Raw genomic sequence first — 15,105 nt, forward strand, 5'->3', positions numbered from 1 at the left:
CAGGGGCAGGTTTTCTGTGCTAGTCTGCTGGCCCTTTTAGTTCTGGATGGCACGGGAAGCGCAGCGCTCATGCAGCTTTTTCGGTGTCTTCCTACAGCGGAGCCTCTTCATGTCCGAAGTTAATCTGTCCACCGACGAAACCCGCGTCAGCTACGGTATTGGCCGTCAGTTGGGTGACCAACTGCGCGACAACCCGCCGCCGGGCGTGAGCCTTGACGCGATCCTGGCCGGCCTGACCGACGCCTTCGCCGGCAAGCCAAGCCGTGTGGACCAAGAGCAGATGGCCGCCAGCTTCAAAGTGATCCGCGAAATCATGCAAGCCGAAGCGGCTGCCAAGGCTGAAGCCGCAGCGGGCGCCGGCCTGGCGTTCCTGGCTGAAAACGCCAAGCGTGATGGCATCACCACCCTGGCTTCCGGCCTGCAATTCGAAGTGCTGACCGCAGGTGATGGCGCCAAGCCAACCCGTGAAGACCAAGTGCGTACTCACTACCACGGCACCCTGATCGACGGCACTGTGTTCGACAGCTCCTATGAGCGCGGCCAGCCTGCAGAATTCCCGGTTGGCGGCGTGATCGCCGGTTGGACCGAAGCCCTGCAATTGATGAATGCCGGCAGTAAATGGCGTCTGTATGTGCCGAGCGAACTGGCTTACGGCGCTCAAGGCGTTGGCAGCATCCCGCCGCACAGCGTTCTGGTGTTCGACGTCGAACTGCTCGACGTTCTGTAAGACTGGGTAGCATTGACGCCAGCTTGATGTGGGAGCTGGCTTGCCTGCGATAGCATCACCTCGGTAGCAAGGTTGACCGAGTCGTCTGCATCGTGGGCAAGTCGAACCGCCGACTCCCACATCAGGCCGGTGCATTCATGGCTTGTAGTGTCGCTCATGGATGAAACTTGCCATTGAGCTCCGTGGCCGGGCGCAACGCTCGGGCATAGCAGAACAGAAACAGATTGCGCACCACTTCCTTCAACACGCCAGGTTCACTTGAACTCAGCCCGTTGACGTCCAGGTCACCCTGATCCTGCAGTTCATTCAGGGCTTCTTCTTCCAGTACCGCACAGACTTCGCCGGTTTCCCGATGCAGGATCCGCAGGTAAGGGTGTGGGCGGTCCAGCCAGGCATCTATCAAATAAGTCATGGGTCGCATCTCCTTGATGGGTTTCAATGAGAATAATTCTTATTCGTAGAATAGCAAGTGACTATTGGCGGTTTCTGGTTTTTTCTGTGTGGATATTGCGTAGGCTCAACGTAGAGGGCGAAACGCCATCCCGCGGCGGGCGCGGGATGGAGGTAGCATATTCAGACTTTGCGCACGAACTCGGACTTGAGCTTCATCGGGCCGATACCGTCGATCTTGCAATCGATATCGTGGTCGCCGTCGCACAGGCGGATGTTCTTGACCTTGGTGCCGACCTTGACCACTAGGGAGGTGCCCTTGACCTTGAGGTCCTTGATCACGGTGATGGTGTCGCCGTCCTGCAGCACATTGCCGACGGAGTCTTTCTTCACGGTTTCGTCGCTGGCCGCTTCGGCCTCGCCATTGGCGGACCACTCATGGGCGCATTCCGGGCAGATCAGCTGGGTGCCGTCTTCGTAGGTGTATTCGGAGTTGCATTTCGGGCAGGGTGGCAACGTGCTCACTAAAGCTCCTTAAAAGTCAGGATGGCTAAAAGTCGCACATTATATAGGGTTTATCGCAAGGTTGGGGCGCCGCAGAACTCTGTGGGAGCTGGCTTGCCTGCGATAGCGGCAGTGAACTCACTAAAGTCATCGCTGGCAAGCCAGCTCCCACATGAAACCGGGCAGTATCAGTGCGTACGTGCGACCGCAAACTCACTCAGCTCAACCAGGGCGTCCCGGTATTCACTGGCCGGCAGGGCGTCCAGGCACTTGATCGCACGGGCGACATAATCACGCGCCAACTGCGCGGTGTACGCCAGCGAGCCTGACGCCTCGACGGCGGCACGGATGGCCTCCAGGTCTTCGATCCCGCCTTTCTGGATCGCCTTGCGCACCAAGGCGGCCTGTTCCGGCGTGCCTTCGCGCATGGTGTAGATCAGCGGCAAGGTCGGCTTGCCTTCGGCCAGGTCGTCGCCGACGTTCTTGCCCAAGGTCTCTGCGTCGCCAAGGTAGTCGAGCAGGTCGTCCACCAGTTGGAAGGCTACGCCCAGGTGGTCGCCAAACGTGCGCAGGGCTTCGGACTGTTCGGCCGTCGCGCCACACAGTGCAGCGGCGCTGTGTGTGGAGGCTTCGAAGAGCATCGCGGTTTTGCCGCGAATCACTTCCATGTAGGTTTCTTCGGTGGTGCTGGCGTCCCGGACCTTCGACAGTTGCAGCACTTCGCCCTCGGCGATGATGCGCGTGGCCTGTGAAAGAATTTTCATCACCGGCATCGAGCCAAGTTCAACCATCATTTCAAACGAGCGCGAGTACAGGAAGTCGCCCACCAGTACGCTAGGCGCATTGCCCCACATGGCATTGGCGGTCTCGCGGCCACGGCGCATGCCGGACATGTCGACCACGTCGTCATGCAGCAGGGTGGCGGTGTGCAGGAACTCGATAGTGGCCGCCAGCAGGCGCAGGTCATCGCCTTCGCGACCCAGGGCCTTGCCGCACAGCAACACTAATAAAGGACGCAGGCGTTTACCGCCCGCCGACGTAATATAGTCGCCAATTTTGGAGACCAGCGGCACTTTAGAAGTCAGCTGCTTCTTGATGATGCCGTCGACGGCGCTAAAATCGTCCGCGACCGCGCGGTAGAAAGCTTGGGGTTGCATCAGCGACAGTCGCTCCAGAAGGGTTGCGCGGCATGCTAGGACCCAGGCCCCCGGGTGTCAAGGCGCGATAGACGGCCACTTGCAACGCGTCAAAGCCTTGCGTACAATCGCGCACCCTGAACTTCCTGGGCAGCACCTGCCTTACGCAATTGCATTCGGGACGTCCATCCCATGCAGCCATGCCAGCCAATACCTCTTCTTATAAAGCGCTGGGTGAGCAGGATTATCGGAGAAATACCATGTCGTACGCAGTAATTGTTACTGGTGGCAAGCAATACAAAGTCGCCCCAGGTGAATACCTGAAGATCGAAAAACTGGAAATCGCTACCGGCGAATCCGTTACTTTTGATCGCGTTCTGTTGGTCGCCAATGGCGATGACGTGAACATCGGCGCTCCAGTTGTTGCTGGCGCTACCGTTGTGGCTGAAGTGATCTCCCAAGGTCGTCACGATAAAGTCCGCATCATCAAGTTCCGTCGTCGTAAGCACCACATGAAACGTATGGGCCACCGCCAGTGGTACACCGAGATCAAAATCACCGGTATTCAGGCTTAATTTCAGCCTAATTCCTCACTAGGAGAATTGACTCATGGCACACAAAAAAGCTGGTGGTAGTACCCGTAACGGTCGCGACTCAGAAGCCAAACGCCTTGGCGTTAAGATGTATGGCGGCCAGAAAATCATTCCGGGCAACATCATCGTGCGTCAGCGCGGCACCCAATTCCACGCCGGTTACGGTGTTGGCATGGGTAAAGATCACACCCTCTTCGCTAAAATCGAAGGCGTGATCAAGTTTGAAGTAAAAGGCGCGTTCAACCGCCGTTACGTGAGCGTTGTCGCAGCTTAACTGCGAGATCGCTGGAAAAGCCCTGTCTCGCGACGGGGCTTTTTCGTTTGTGGGGTGAGTCTCTTGCAAAGCTGTTTGTAATGGGCTCAGGCGCGGGATGTGCGGTCGTTGATTGAGGTCGCTGCGCTCATTTTTGCAAGAGTCTTATGTCTTGGTTTCTTAAGCTCGTCCGTGCGGCGAGAGGCGTTTTGTTATGAAGTTCGTTGATGAAGTTTCTATCCGAGTAAAAGCAGGCGACGGCGGTAACGGTTGCATGAGTTTCCGTCGCGAAAAATTCATCGAAAACGGTGGCCCTAACGGCGGTGATGGCGGTGACGGCGGTTCCATCTACATGATGGCCGACGAAAACCTCAACACCCTGGTCGACTACCGTTACACCCGGCACTTTGATGCCGAGCGTGGCTCCAACGGCGGCAGCACCGACTGCACCGGTAAAAAAGGCGAAGACCTGGTACTGCGCGTACCGGTTGGCACCACGATCATCGACTCGGCCACCCAGGAAGTGATTGGCGACCTGACCAAGGCCGGCCAGAAGCTGATGGTTGTGCAGGGCGGCTGGCACGGTCTGGGTAACACCCGATTCAAGTCCAGTACCAACCGCGCGCCACGCCAGACCACGCCAGGCAAGCCGGGCGAGCAGCGTGACCTAAAACTGGAAATGAAAGTCCTCGCCGACGTAGGTCTGTTGGGCCTGCCAAATGCCGGTAAAAGTACCTTCATTCGCTCAGTATCGGCCGCCAAGCCGAAGGTCGCCGACTACCCGTTCACCACCCTGGTACCTAACCTGGGCGTGGTCAGTGTCGACCGTTGGAAAAGCTTCGTGGTCGCCGACATTCCTGGCCTGATCGAAGGTGCTTCCGACGGTGCTGGCCTGGGGATTCGCTTCCTCAAGCACTTGTCGCGTACCCGTTTGCTGCTGCACCTCGTCGACATGGCGCCGCTGGATGACACCAGTGCACCGGACGCCGCCGAAGTGATCGTCAGCGAACTGACCAAGTTCAGCCCGGCCCTGGCCGAGCGTGATCGCTGGTTGGTGCTGAACAAGTGCGACCAGATCCTCGAAGAAGAGCACGAAGAGCGCGTCAAGGAAATCGTTGACCGCCTGGAATGGACTGGCCCGGTCTACGTGATCTCGGCTATCGCCAAAGAAGGCACCGAGCGCCTGACCCGCGACATCATGCGCTACCTCGAAGACCGTGCCGACCGCCTTGCGGCCGACCCGGTGTTCAAGGCCGAACTGGCTGAACTCGATCAGCAGATCGAAGACGAAGCCCGTGCCCAGTTGCAAGCCCTGGACGACCAGCGTGCCCTGCGCCGCAGCGGCGTGAAGTCGGTCCATGACATCGGCGACGATGATTGGGACGAAGAAGACGTGGATGATGACGACGGTCCGGAAATCATTTACGTGCGCGACTGATCTGTTGCGATAAACTTGAACGCCGCTCCTTTTAGAGCGGCGTTTTAGTATCTGGGTATAACGTTATGGGCGGCGCTGGGTCGCGCAGCCATCACTCTAGGGTTGAAGATGATGCGGAGCAAAGTGACAGGTGCGCAGCGCTGGGTCGTAAAGATCGGAAGTGCGCTGCTGACGGCGGATGGCAAAGGTCTGGATCGCGCAGCCATGAGCGTCTGGGTCGAGCAGATGGTGGCCTTGCATGAAGCAGGCGTCGAGTTGGTGCTGGTGTCGTCCGGGGCCGTTGCTGCCGGGATGAGCCGCCTCGGCTGGACCGCGCGACCCAGCGCGATGCACGAGCTGCAAGCCGCCGCCGCCATCGGCCAGATGGGTCTGGTGCAAGCCTGGGAGTCCAGCTTTGCCGAGTACGGTCGCCACACGGCGCAGATCCTGCTGACCCACGACGACCTGTCCGACCGCAAGCGCTACCTCAACGCCCGCAGCACCCTGCGTGCGCTGGTGGAGCTCAAGGTCATCCCGGTCATCAACGAAAACGACACGGTGGTCACCGACGAAATCCGCTTCGGCGACAACGACACCCTGGCCGCCCTGGTAGCCAACCTGGTGGAAGCCGACCTGCTGGTCATTCTTACCGACCGCGACGGCATGTTCGACGCCGACCCGCGCAATAACCCTGACGCCCAGCTTATCTACGAAGCGCGCGCCGATGACCCGGCGCTGGACGCCGTGGCCGGCAGTGTCGGCGGCGCCCTGGGCCGTGGCGGCATGCAGACCAAACTGCGTGCCGCACGCCTGGCCGCACGTTCCGGCGCGCACACCATCATCGTCGGCGGGCGCCTGGAGCGCGTGCTGGACCGCCTCAAGGCCGGTGAGCGCATCGGCACCCTGTTGTCGCCGGAACGCGGCATGCTGGCGGCGCGCAAACAGTGGCTGGCCGGTCACCTGCAAACCCGAGGCACGCTGGTGCTGGACGAGGGGGCCGTATCAGCGTTGTCCCAAGGCAACAAGAGCCTGCTGCCGGTGGGCGTCAAATTGGTGCAGGGCAGCTTCCGCCGTGGCGAGATGGTGGTCTGCGTTGCGCCGGACGGTCGTGAAATTGCCCGTGGCCTGGCCAACTACAGCGCCCTTGAAGCGCAGAAAATCATTGGACAATCCTCTGATGCGATTGTCGGACTATTGGGTTACATGGCGGAACCTGAACTGGTGCACCGCGACAACCTGATCCTGGTCTAACCAAAGGAATACACGATGCGTTTAATGAAGGGAATGCTCGGCCTGCTGTTGGCCATGCCGCTGCTGGCGTCCGCCGAGGAAGTCGGCCAGGTGTCGACGGTGTTCAAGTTTGTCGGTCCCAACGACCGGATCGTGGTCGAAGCGTTTGATGACCCCAAGGTCGACGGCGTGACGTGCTACCTGTCGCGCGCCAAGACCGGCGGCGTCAAAGGCGGCCTGGGCCTGGCTGAAGACCGCGCCGAAGCCTCGATCGCCTGCCGTCAGGTAGGGCCGATCCGTTTCAAGGGCGAGCTCAAGGATGGCGACGAAGTGTTCAAGGAGCGCACCTCGCTGGTGTTCAAGACCATGCAGGTGGTGCGTTTCCTCGACAAGAAGCGCAATACCCTGGTGTACCTGGTGTACAGCGACCGACTGATCGAAGGCAGCCCGCAGAACGCCGTGACGGCGATTCCGATTTTGCCCTGGCCGACCGCTCAGTAACCCGTAGGCGAGTTTTGCAATCGGCGTCTATGATTGCAGGCTTGCGGGCTGTAATCTCGAAGCGCCGCAATGCGAAGAATATGGGATATCTGGAGTTCGTCATGAGTGCTTTCCACGACCTGAAACTCAAAGCGTTGGACGGACACGAGCTGCCGCTTGCGCCCTTAAAGGGGCAAGTGGTGTTGGTGGTCAACGTGGCCTCCAAATGTGGTTTGACCCCGCAATACGCCGCGTTGGAAAAACTCTACCAGCAGTACAAGGACCAGGGTTTTACCGTACTTGGCTTGCCGTGCAATCAGTTTGCCGGCCAGGAGCCGGGTACTGAGGAAGAGATCCAGGCGTTCTGCAGCCTCAACTACGGGGTAACGTTCCCGCTGGGCAGCAAGCTCGAGGTCAACGGCCCTGATCGGCATCAACTGTACCGCTTGCTGGCAGGTGAGGGCGCCGAGTTCCCCGGGGATATCACGTGGAATTTCGAAAAATTCCTGCTGGGTAAAGACGGCCGGGTGCTCGCGCGCTTTTCGCCGCGTACAGCGCCGGATGATCCGACGATCGTCCAGGCCATCGAAAAAGCCCTGAGCTGAACCCCTTCCGGTGTAGCTTCAAGTCTCAAGTTGAAGCCGCAAGAATAAGCGCCAGCGCTCTTCTTGCAGCTTCAAGCGTGTAGCTACTGACTGCTTTCATACCCCTTAATCACTCGGATCAATAGTGCTACTCAGCGCTGCGCACTCCCCATATTATCTGCGTCATAAACTAAGTCTCCCGTGGAGTGCTCCCATGCCTGTCCAAGCCTTGTTCAAACCGTTCCAGCTCGGTGCATTGCAACTGTCGACGCGCGTGGTCATGGCGCCGATGACCCGCTCGTTCTCCCCGGGTGGCGTCCCTAATTCCAACGTCATCGAGTACTACCGTCGCCGCGCCGCCGCAGGCGTGGGCCTGATCATCACCGAAGGTACGGTGGTCGGCCATCAAGCCTCAAACGGCTACCCCAATGTCCCGCATTTCTACGGTGAAGCCGCCCTGGCTGGCTGGAAGAAGGTAGTCGACGCGGTGCACGCTGAAGGTGGCAAGATCGTTCCGCAATTGTGGCACGTAGGCAGCGTGCGTCGTATCGGCACCGAGCCAGATGCCAGCGTGCCAGCCTATGGCCCGATGGAAAAACTCAAGGATGGCAACGTGGTCGTCCACGGCATGACCACTCAGGACATCAAAGAAGTGATCAACGCTTTCGCCCAGGCCGCCAGGGATGCCCAGAGCATCGGCATGGACGGTGTAGAGATCCACGGCGCCCACGGCTACCTGGTGGACCAGTTCTTCTGGGAAGGCAGCAACCAGCGCACCGACGAATACGGTGGCAGTCTGGCCAACCGTTCGCGCTTTGCGATCGAGCTGATCGAGGCCACCCGCGCCGCAGTTGGCCCGGACTTTCCGATCATCTTCCGTTTCTCCCAGTGGAAACAGCAGGACTACACCGCTCGCCTGGTGCAAACCCCGGAAGCGTTGGGCGAGTTCCTCAAGCCGTTGTCTGACGCCGGTGTGGACATTTTCCACTGCTCCACCCGTCGCTTCTGGGAACCGGAGTTTGAAGGCTCCAACCTCAACCTGGCCGGTTGGACCCGCAAGCTCACCGGTAAGCCGACCATTACCGTGGGCAGCGTGGGCCTGGATGGCGAGTTCCTGCAGTTCATGGTCAACACCGACAAGGTCGCGCAACCGGCCAGTCTTGAGAAACTGCTGGAGCGCCTGAACAACGACGAGTTCGACCTGGTCGCCGTGGGCCGCGCACTGCTGGTTGATCCGGATTGGGCCGTGAAAGTGCGCGAAGGCCGGGAGAGCGATATCCTGCCATTCAGTCGTGAGGCGTTGACGACCCTGGTGTAAGCGGCGACAGGGCGGGCACTGGGGGCCCGTCCTTGCATACCCCGCGCAGTTGGCGCTCAAACTGTTCGATAATCGCCGGCCAACCCTGGCGGCTCGCATGCTGACGGGCATTCAGGCGCATGCGGCGCAAGCTTTCTGCGTCCTCCAGTAACCAGTTAGCGGCCTCACAAAACGCATTCTCATCTCCCGGCATCGCCAGCACACCGTTGTAGCCATGGCGAATATGCTGGGTCGCAGCCGCCTGATCGTAGGCCACCACACCCAAGCCCGAGGCCATCGCCTCCAACACCACGTTGCCGAAGGTTTCGGTCAGGCTGGGGAACAGGAACACATCGCCTGACGCGTAATGCCGCGCCAGTTCCTCGCCTCGCAAGGTGCCGCAAAAAATCGCTTCCGGCAGTTCCTTTTCCATCATCGCCCGTTGCGGGCCATCGCCGACGATGATCAGCTTCATCTGACGCTGGGGATAAGTGTCCTGCAACGTCTCAAAGCAACGTTTGAGCAATCCCAGGTTCTTCTCCTGCGCAAGTCTGCCTACGTAGAGCACGGCAGTTTGCTCACTGTTCAATGCCCAGCTTTCCCGCAGCGCGTTGTCGCGTCTGGCCGGGTGGAACAACTGGCTGTCCACCCCGCGTGACAACATTCCCAGACGCTCGAAATGCCTGCGCTCCAACTCCAGGCGCTGGCTGGCGCTGGGCACCAGGGTCAAGGTCGAACGGTTATGAAACCAGCGTAGGTAGTGAGTGACCATTCGGCTCAGCATGCTCAAGCCGTATTGGTTCGAGTACTGCTGGAAATTGGTATGAAAGCCACTGACCACGCTGATCCCCAGGCGCCGCGCGGCGCGCAGGGCAGAGAGACCCAATGGCCCTTCGGTGGCGATGTACAGCACGTCCGGACGCTGACGGGTCCAGCGTCGCAGCAATTTGTGCATCGACGACTGTCCCCATTGCAGGCCCGGGTACCCGGGTAGCGGCCAGCCACGGCACAGCAGCAACTCATCGTCGCTGGGGCGGCTCTGGTCGACGCCCTGGCGCGGGCGCACCAGCTCGACTTGATGGCCGCGCGCCCGCAAACCCTCGCACAAGCGGCCAAGGGTATTGGCCACCCCGTTGATCTCTGGCGGGAAGGTTTCGGTAATCAGAGTGATGTGAAGCGAGGCTGTCATCATGACCCACAGTGTCGCCGTGGGCCATGTCGTCATTGTGTCATCGGCATGATGGATTTATGACTGGGTCACTTTTTTCGGCTGCGCCATCGCTTCGGCACCTTGCTCTCGCACCCAGAACAACGTGGCCCCGGCGACTGCCGCCGGCATCATCAGCAGGTTGACCACTGGCACCAGCAGCACCAGGTAGACGATGCCGCCGAAACTCATGCTCTGCCAACGTTTCTGGCGCAGCCAGGCGAGCATCTCGTTCCAGCCCAGCTTGTGGTTGTCTGCCGGGTAGTCGATGTACTGGATCGCCATCATCCACACGCCAAACAACAGCCATAGTGGCGCGGCGATCAGGTTGACCACCGGAATGAACGACAGGATAAACAAGCCGATGGCCCGTGGCAGGAAGTAGCCCAGCTTGCGCATTTCCCGGGCCAGCGTGCGCGGGACCATGGCGACCAACTCGCCCCAGCTGAAGGCCGGAAAATCGTCCGTGCCACGTACCACCACTTCGACCTTCTCCGAGAGAAAGCCGTTAAAGGGCGCGGCGATGATGTTGGCCAGCATGGTGAAGGTGAAAAACACCATCAGCACCACTAGCACCACAAACAGAGGCCAGATGAGGTAATTCAGAAAACTCAGCCAGCTCGGCAGCGTCGGCATCAAATGGTCGACCCACAAACTGAATTGATGACCGGCGAAATAGATCAAGCCGACGAACAGCACCAGGTTGATCGCCAGCGGTAGCAAAACAAACAGGCGCAGGCCAGGGCTCAACACCAGTTTGAGGCCTTCACGCAGGTATTGCGGGCCGGAAAGAGCAGGGGCGGGCATGGAGAACTCCGAGCAAAGGGGCGAACGCGCCGACCTTACCGACTTTGCACCTTAGGCGAAAGCGGCGACATCAGCGGTAACAAACGTGTCGATGGACCAAGCCGACTGCATAGAGACCACCTATGAGCTGGATTGTTATTCCGTATTTCCTTAATCTTGCCCCCCTCGATACGCTGCACCCATTATTTTTCAGGGTCTGCGAGTTCAAGCCTTCCCCAAGTGCTTCGTGGTCCCTTTTTTATTCCAGCCGCCTTGTAGTCCGGGCGGTCGATAGGAGTGAGTCATGTCTGATACCCGTCATTCGCGAGTGATTATTCTCGGTTCCGGCCCTGCCGGTTATAGCGCTGCTGTCTACGCTGCCCGGGCCAACCTCAAGCCGCTGCTGATCACCGGCATGCAGGCGGGTGGTCAGTTGACCACCACCACCGAAGTCGACAACTGGCCGGGCGACGTCCATGGCCTCACCGGCCCGGTGCTGATGGAGCGTATGAAAGAACACGCCGAGCGCTTTGAAACCGAAATCGTGTTTGATCACATCAACAAAGTCGACTTCTCGAAAAAGCCTTACAGCCTGACCGGCGACAGCGGCGTATACACCTGTGACGCGCTGATCATCGCCACTGGTGCCAGCGCCCGCTACCTGGGCCTGCCATCGGAAGAAGCGTTCATGGGCAAGGGCGTATCCGCCTGCGCGACCTGCGATGGTTTCTTCTATCGCAACAAACCGGTCGCCGTGGTCGGCGGCGGCAACACGGCCGTGGAAGAGGCGCTGTACCTGGCGAACATCGCCAGCACCGTGACCCTGGTTCACCGCCGCGAGACCTTCCGCGCCGAGAAGATCCTGATCGACAAGCTGCACGCCCGTGTCGCTGAAGGTAAGATTATCCTCAAGCTCAACGCCACCCTGGACGAAGTCCTGGGCGACAACATGGGCGTGACCGGCGCCCGTCTGAAAAACAATGACGGCAGCTTTGACGAACTGAAAGTCGACGGCGTGTTCATCGCCATCGGCCACACCCCGAACACCTCGCTGTTCGAAGGCGTGCTGGAAGCCAAAGACGGTTACCTGGTGGTGCAGGGCGGCCGTGAAGGCAACGCCACCGCCACCAACATCGAAGGTATCTTCGCTGCCGGTGACGTAGCCGACCACGTTTACCGCCAGGCCATCACCTCGGCCGGCGCCGGTTGCATGGCGGCACTGGATGCCGAGCGTTACCTGGACGGCCTGCAGAACGCTTCGTTCTGACCCCGTTGAACTAAAAAACCGGCTGTGAGGCCGGTTTTTTATGTCCGCGATTCAACTAACACCCAGGTCATGAAGTGTTAACCCAGTCCTTGTGGGAGCTGGCTTGCCTGCGATAGCGGCGTATCAGTCACCATCGCCATCGCGGGCAAGCCCGGCTCCCACAGTGAACGGGTTTCTAGATTGAATCAGCGGCGTGTCAGGGGGTGTGCGGTGAACTTCACGCCGGCCAGGCCATGCGCGATCAGTGCGCGGATGTTGCCGTGGTCGCTGCCCTCAGGCGTCGCCACCACCGAACGGTAATGCTCGCCAAAAGCCAGCAGCGCTTCCTGATCGCTCAGACTTTCCAGCAGGGCCAAACCCAGTGTCTTGCACGAACCCTCATTCTGCCCGGCCGCATTTTCTACATGGCCGTTGGTGAAGGCCTGCGGCTGGTAGTCGTAACCAGCAGCAACAAACGCCAAGGTATCGGCAAACACATGTTCGCCACTGTTGAGGCTAACGCGCAGGGTGTTCAAATCAGTCATGGGTCTTTCCTTTCGCGAACGCTGCCTGTTGGTCGGCGCTGGCTTCTTTCTGGTAGGTGGCTTTCCACTCGGCGTATGGCATGCCGTACACCACCTCACGGGCGTCATCGAGGCTCAGCTCGATCTGACGCTCGTCAGCCTCGGCCTTGTACCACTTGGACAAGCAGTTGCGGCAGAAGCCCGAGAGGTTCATCAGGTCGATGTTCTGCACATCCTTGCGGCTGTCCAGGTGGGCTACCAGCCGGCGAAAGGCGGCGGCTTCGAGTTCGAGGCGTTGTTGATCGTTCATGGTGGTCTCTTCGAGACAGCTATCGGCGGGTAAGCTTCAAGCTGCAAGTTGGAATGAGGTTGGCTTTAACGTGTGGCTTGAAGCTTATCGCTTGAGGCTGAGCGGCTCGCCGCGAGCGTTATCGAAACCGATTCGGCAAAGCGCAACGCGTGGGGCTTGTCCACTTCGACTTCGGCGTACAGCACCGACTCATTGCTCATCACCAGGTCCAGCAATTCCTGGGTCAAGCGCTCCAGCAAGGCAAAGCGGTTGCCTTCCACATGGGCGATGATCGCCTTGGTGATGGTGCGGTAGTTCAGCGCATGGTCGATGTCATTGTCGCGCACGGCTTCCTGGGCGGCATACAGGATGGTCAGGTTGATCAGCACATCCTGCTTGTTGAGGATTTCCTCCTCGTTGATACCGATATAGGTGCGCAGGCACAGGTCCTTGACCCGGATACGCGCCATGCCTGGTTGAAGTTGTGGCATTGCTACTTGCTCCGTCCGATCAGTTGCAGGAACTCCATGCGCGTGGTGTTCGACTCGCGGAACGCGCCGAGCATCACCGAGGTGTTCATGGTTGAATTCTGTTTTTCCACGCCGCGCATCATCATGCACATATGCTTGGCTTCGATCACCACGGCCACGCCGGCCGCCTGGGTCACGTCCTGGATGGCGTCGGCAATTTGCCGCGTGAGGTTTTCCTGGATCTGCAGGCGCCGGGCGAACATGTCGACGATACGCGCCAGTTTCGACAGGCCCAGCACCTTGCCGGTCGGAATATAGGCCACATGGGCCTTGCCGATAAAGGGCAGCAGGTGGTGTTCGCACAGCGAGTACAACTCGATGTCCTTGAGGATCACCATCTCGTCATTGTCAGAGGCGAACAGCGCGCCGTTGACGATCTCCTCCAGGTTCTGCGCGTAGCCATGACACAGGTATTGCATGGCCTTGGCGGCGCGCTTGGGTGTATCGAGCAAGCCTTCGCGCTCGGGGTCTTCGCCCAGGCCTTTAAGGATCTCGCGGTAGTGTTGGGGCAGGGATAAGGTCATACAACATCCTCACAAACGGCTTACTTGATATGCCGCCCGCCGTTGACGGTCAGGGTGGTTCCGGTGACATAAGGGTTGTCCAGCAGGTAGCGCACGCTCTGGTAGATCACCTCGGGCCCAGGCTCGATGCCCAGTGCCGACTTGGCCAGTACCTTGGCGCGGTAGGCAGCATCGTCGCCGTCGTTGAACATCACCATCGCCGGTGCGATGCCGTTGACCTTGATCAGCGGCGCGAACTGCGCGGCAAATGACAGCGTAAGGCTGTCGAGCCCGGCCTTGGTGGCGCAGTAGGCGATGTGCTGGCGGCTGCCCTTGCGCACCACGTCATCGCTGATATGCACGATGTCGGCCGGTGTCGAGCGTTGCAGCAAGGGTGAACAATGCAGGTTGATCAGGTACGGCGCAAGCATGTGCACGCTGAACATGTCGGTAAAAGCGCGGCTTTCGTCGCCAGGCGTTTCCGCGACCCAGGCCGAGGCGTTATGGATGATCGCGCGCAGGCTCTGGGTGTGGGTGTGCAGCTCGGCGATAAACGCGAGAATTCCGGCTTCGTCAGAGAAATCGGCATATACACCGATGGCCCCACGCTCGCGCAACGCCTGCACGCCGGGCCGCTCGCTGCGGTAGCTGAAAATCACCGAGTGGCCTTCGTCCAGCAGGCGCTGGGCGCAATGCAGGCCGACACGCTGGCCGGCGCCGGTGATCAGAATCGGGGCGTTCGTTGCAGTCATGAGAGGCTCGGGTCGCTGGCAGATTGAAACTATACCAGCGACCGCCCGCCCCTGTACTCATGCGGCAGCTTCAGTCACCTTGCGCGGTGGGGAAGGATGTAGCCAATTCGCCAGCAGGTGGGTCGAGAGTGGGATAAACAGATAAACCATCAAGGGCGTGAGCGCCAGGGTGCTGACCAGCACACGTGGCACCAGCTCCAGTTCATTGAGCAGCGGGCCCAATACAAAGTTGAACAGCAGCGATACCGGGAAGAACGCCAGCCAGATCGCCACGGCCTGCTTCCAGCGTGGCGGGCGCGCACCCACCGCGCCGAACCAGCCGTCGATGCCGCGTACGCGGTGCTCGGACGGGTCGGCAAACAATTCGCTGCCACGGCTCAACCAGGCACTGCGGGAGGCAGAAAACTCCCAGGCATGCAGGGTGTGCTCATCGGCGAAGCGGAAAATGATCTGGAACTCATCATCATTGGGCGGCGGGGCAAGAACGCCTGAGCCCAGGTAGCCAGGAAAGTCGGTGGCCAATTGCTCGCCTTCGCGCAGCCAGGCCATCAGTTCTTCGTAGCGACCCTTGGCCACGCGGCGCGCAACCATCAGGGTGACGGGTGAGGTAGACATTGTGTATCTCCAAGTGTGCGGGTGCGCTGGGCCGGGTAGGCG

20 protein-coding genes are annotated in these 15,105 nt (G+C 59.9%); 9 read left to right on the plus strand and 11 right to left on the minus strand.

Annotated elements, in window-relative coordinates; translation table 11 throughout:
• The first annotated feature begins 109 nt into the window (after positions 1–109).
• Entirely contained in the window at positions 110–727 is a 618-nt protein-coding gene (locus AACY44_RS24150; protein ID WP_003176055.1) for an FKBP-type peptidyl-prolyl cis-trans isomerase, read from the plus strand.
• Between the two features lie 154 nt (positions 728–881).
• On the opposite strand, the gene AACY44_RS24155 is transcribed toward AACY44_RS24150, so the two are convergent.
• The 3 genes from AACY44_RS24155 to AACY44_RS24165 all read right to left on the minus strand — a co-directional run bounded on the left by AACY44_RS24155 (position 882) and on the right by AACY44_RS24165 (position 2,778).
• A complete protein-coding gene (locus AACY44_RS24155) occupies positions 882–1,139 on the minus strand; it encodes a PA4570 family protein (protein ID WP_003194088.1) in 258 nt (85 codons plus the stop codon).
• A 161-nt stretch (positions 1,140–1,300) separates the two neighbouring features.
• The gene (locus tag AACY44_RS24160; RefSeq protein ID WP_339420544.1) at positions 1,301–1,642 is read right to left on the minus strand and encodes a zinc ribbon domain-containing protein YjdM; all 342 of its coding nucleotides are present in this window, start codon (positions 1,640–1,642) and stop codon (positions 1,301–1,303) included.
• A gap of 167 nt (positions 1,643–1,809) precedes the next feature.
• The gene (locus tag AACY44_RS24165) at positions 1,810–2,778 is read right to left on the minus strand and encodes a polyprenyl synthetase family protein (RefSeq protein ID WP_339420545.1); all 969 of its coding nucleotides are present in this window, start codon (positions 2,776–2,778) and stop codon (positions 1,810–1,812) included.
• A gap of 239 nt (positions 2,779–3,017) precedes the next feature.
• On the opposite strand from AACY44_RS24165, the gene rplU reads away from it, so the two are divergent.
• The 7 genes from rplU (at position 3,018) to AACY44_RS24200 (ending at position 8,632) form a co-directional block, all read left to right on the plus strand.
• Entirely contained in the window at positions 3,018–3,332 is a 315-nt protein-coding gene (gene rplU, locus AACY44_RS24170) for a 50S ribosomal protein L21 (RefSeq protein ID WP_003176051.1), read from the plus strand.
• 34 nt (positions 3,333–3,366) lie between these two features.
• A complete protein-coding gene (gene rpmA, locus AACY44_RS24175; RefSeq protein ID WP_003176049.1) occupies positions 3,367–3,624 on the plus strand; it encodes a 50S ribosomal protein L27 in 258 nt (85 codons plus the stop codon).
• A gap of 193 nt (positions 3,625–3,817) precedes the next feature.
• Positions 3,818–5,041 (plus strand): Obg family GTPase CgtA, encoded by a 1,224-nt coding sequence (cgtA, locus tag AACY44_RS24180; protein WP_339435948.1) that lies wholly within the window; start codon positions 3,818–3,820, stop codon positions 5,039–5,041.
• Between the two features lie 111 nt (positions 5,042–5,152).
• The gene (gene proB, locus AACY44_RS24185; RefSeq protein WP_339456633.1) at positions 5,153–6,271 is read left to right on the plus strand and encodes a glutamate 5-kinase; all 1,119 of its coding nucleotides are present in this window, start codon (positions 5,153–5,155) and stop codon (positions 6,269–6,271) included.
• 15 nt (positions 6,272–6,286) lie between these two features.
• Complete coding sequence (locus AACY44_RS24190; protein WP_065874460.1) at positions 6,287–6,751, plus strand: CreA family protein; 465 nt, start codon at positions 6,287–6,289, stop codon at positions 6,749–6,751.
• A 101-nt stretch (positions 6,752–6,852) separates the two neighbouring features.
• Positions 6,853–7,335 carry a glutathione peroxidase gene (locus AACY44_RS24195; RefSeq protein WP_339531213.1) on the plus strand — a complete coding sequence of 161 codons (483 nt, stop codon included), beginning with the start codon at positions 6,853–6,855 and terminating at the stop codon, positions 7,333–7,335.
• A 193-nt stretch (positions 7,336–7,528) separates the two neighbouring features.
• Positions 7,529–8,632, plus strand: a complete 1,104-nt coding sequence (locus tag AACY44_RS24200) for an NADH:flavin oxidoreductase (protein WP_339531215.1) — start codon at positions 7,529–7,531, stop codon at positions 8,630–8,632.
• Here the strand turns inward: AACY44_RS24200 and AACY44_RS24205 are convergent.
• Both AACY44_RS24205 and cysZ read right to left on the minus strand, forming a co-directional pair.
• On the minus strand, positions 8,601–9,803 hold the full coding sequence (locus AACY44_RS24205) for a glycosyltransferase family 4 protein (protein WP_339436059.1): 1,203 nt from the start codon (positions 9,801–9,803) through the stop codon (positions 8,601–8,603). The genes AACY44_RS24200 and AACY44_RS24205 overlap by 32 nt on opposite strands.
• Before the next feature lie 54 nt (positions 9,804–9,857).
• On the minus strand, positions 9,858–10,625 hold the full coding sequence (cysZ, locus tag AACY44_RS24210) for a sulfate transporter CysZ (RefSeq protein ID WP_339420550.1): 768 nt from the start codon (positions 10,623–10,625) through the stop codon (positions 9,858–9,860).
• A 283-nt stretch (positions 10,626–10,908) separates the two neighbouring features.
• On the opposite strand from cysZ, the gene trxB reads away from it, so the two are divergent.
• On the plus strand, positions 10,909–11,871 hold the full coding sequence (gene trxB, locus AACY44_RS24215) for a thioredoxin-disulfide reductase (protein ID WP_003176041.1): 963 nt from the start codon (positions 10,909–10,911) through the stop codon (positions 11,869–11,871).
• Between the two features lie 185 nt (positions 11,872–12,056).
• Here trxB and AACY44_RS24220 read toward each other — a convergent pair whose 3' ends face one another.
• The 6 genes from AACY44_RS24220 to AACY44_RS24245 all read right to left on the minus strand — a co-directional run bounded on the left by AACY44_RS24220 (position 12,057) and on the right by AACY44_RS24245 (position 15,063).
• The gene (locus tag AACY44_RS24220) at positions 12,057–12,395 is read right to left on the minus strand and encodes a HopJ type III effector protein (RefSeq protein WP_339435950.1); all 339 of its coding nucleotides are present in this window, start codon (positions 12,393–12,395) and stop codon (positions 12,057–12,059) included.
• The gene (locus AACY44_RS24225; RefSeq protein WP_339420692.1) at positions 12,388–12,684 is read right to left on the minus strand and encodes a DUF1244 domain-containing protein; all 297 of its coding nucleotides are present in this window, start codon (positions 12,682–12,684) and stop codon (positions 12,388–12,390) included. The genes AACY44_RS24220 and AACY44_RS24225 overlap by 8 nt, the downstream gene beginning before the upstream one ends.
• Positions 12,685–12,749: 65 nt before the next feature.
• The gene (folX, locus tag AACY44_RS24230; protein WP_339420691.1) at positions 12,750–13,154 is read right to left on the minus strand and encodes a dihydroneopterin triphosphate 2'-epimerase; all 405 of its coding nucleotides are present in this window, start codon (positions 13,152–13,154) and stop codon (positions 12,750–12,752) included.
• A 2-nt stretch (positions 13,155–13,156) separates the two neighbouring features.
• Entirely contained in the window at positions 13,157–13,717 is a 561-nt protein-coding gene (gene folE / locus AACY44_RS24235) for a GTP cyclohydrolase I FolE (RefSeq protein WP_049711572.1), read from the minus strand.
• Between the two features lie 20 nt (positions 13,718–13,737).
• On the minus strand, positions 13,738–14,448 hold the full coding sequence (gene folM, locus AACY44_RS24240) for a dihydromonapterin reductase (RefSeq protein ID WP_339435951.1): 711 nt from the start codon (positions 14,446–14,448) through the stop codon (positions 13,738–13,740).
• Positions 14,449–14,505: 57 nt separating this feature from the next.
• Entirely contained in the window at positions 14,506–15,063 is a 558-nt protein-coding gene (locus tag AACY44_RS24245) for an antibiotic biosynthesis monooxygenase (RefSeq protein WP_065874470.1), read from the minus strand.
• Positions 15,064–15,105 lie beyond the last annotated feature (42 nt).

This window comes from Pseudomonas sp. RA_15y_Pfl1_P11 (genome assembly GCF_963970975.1).
Classification (GTDB): domain Bacteria; phylum Pseudomonadota; class Gammaproteobacteria; order Pseudomonadales; family Pseudomonadaceae; genus Aquipseudomonas; species Aquipseudomonas tritici.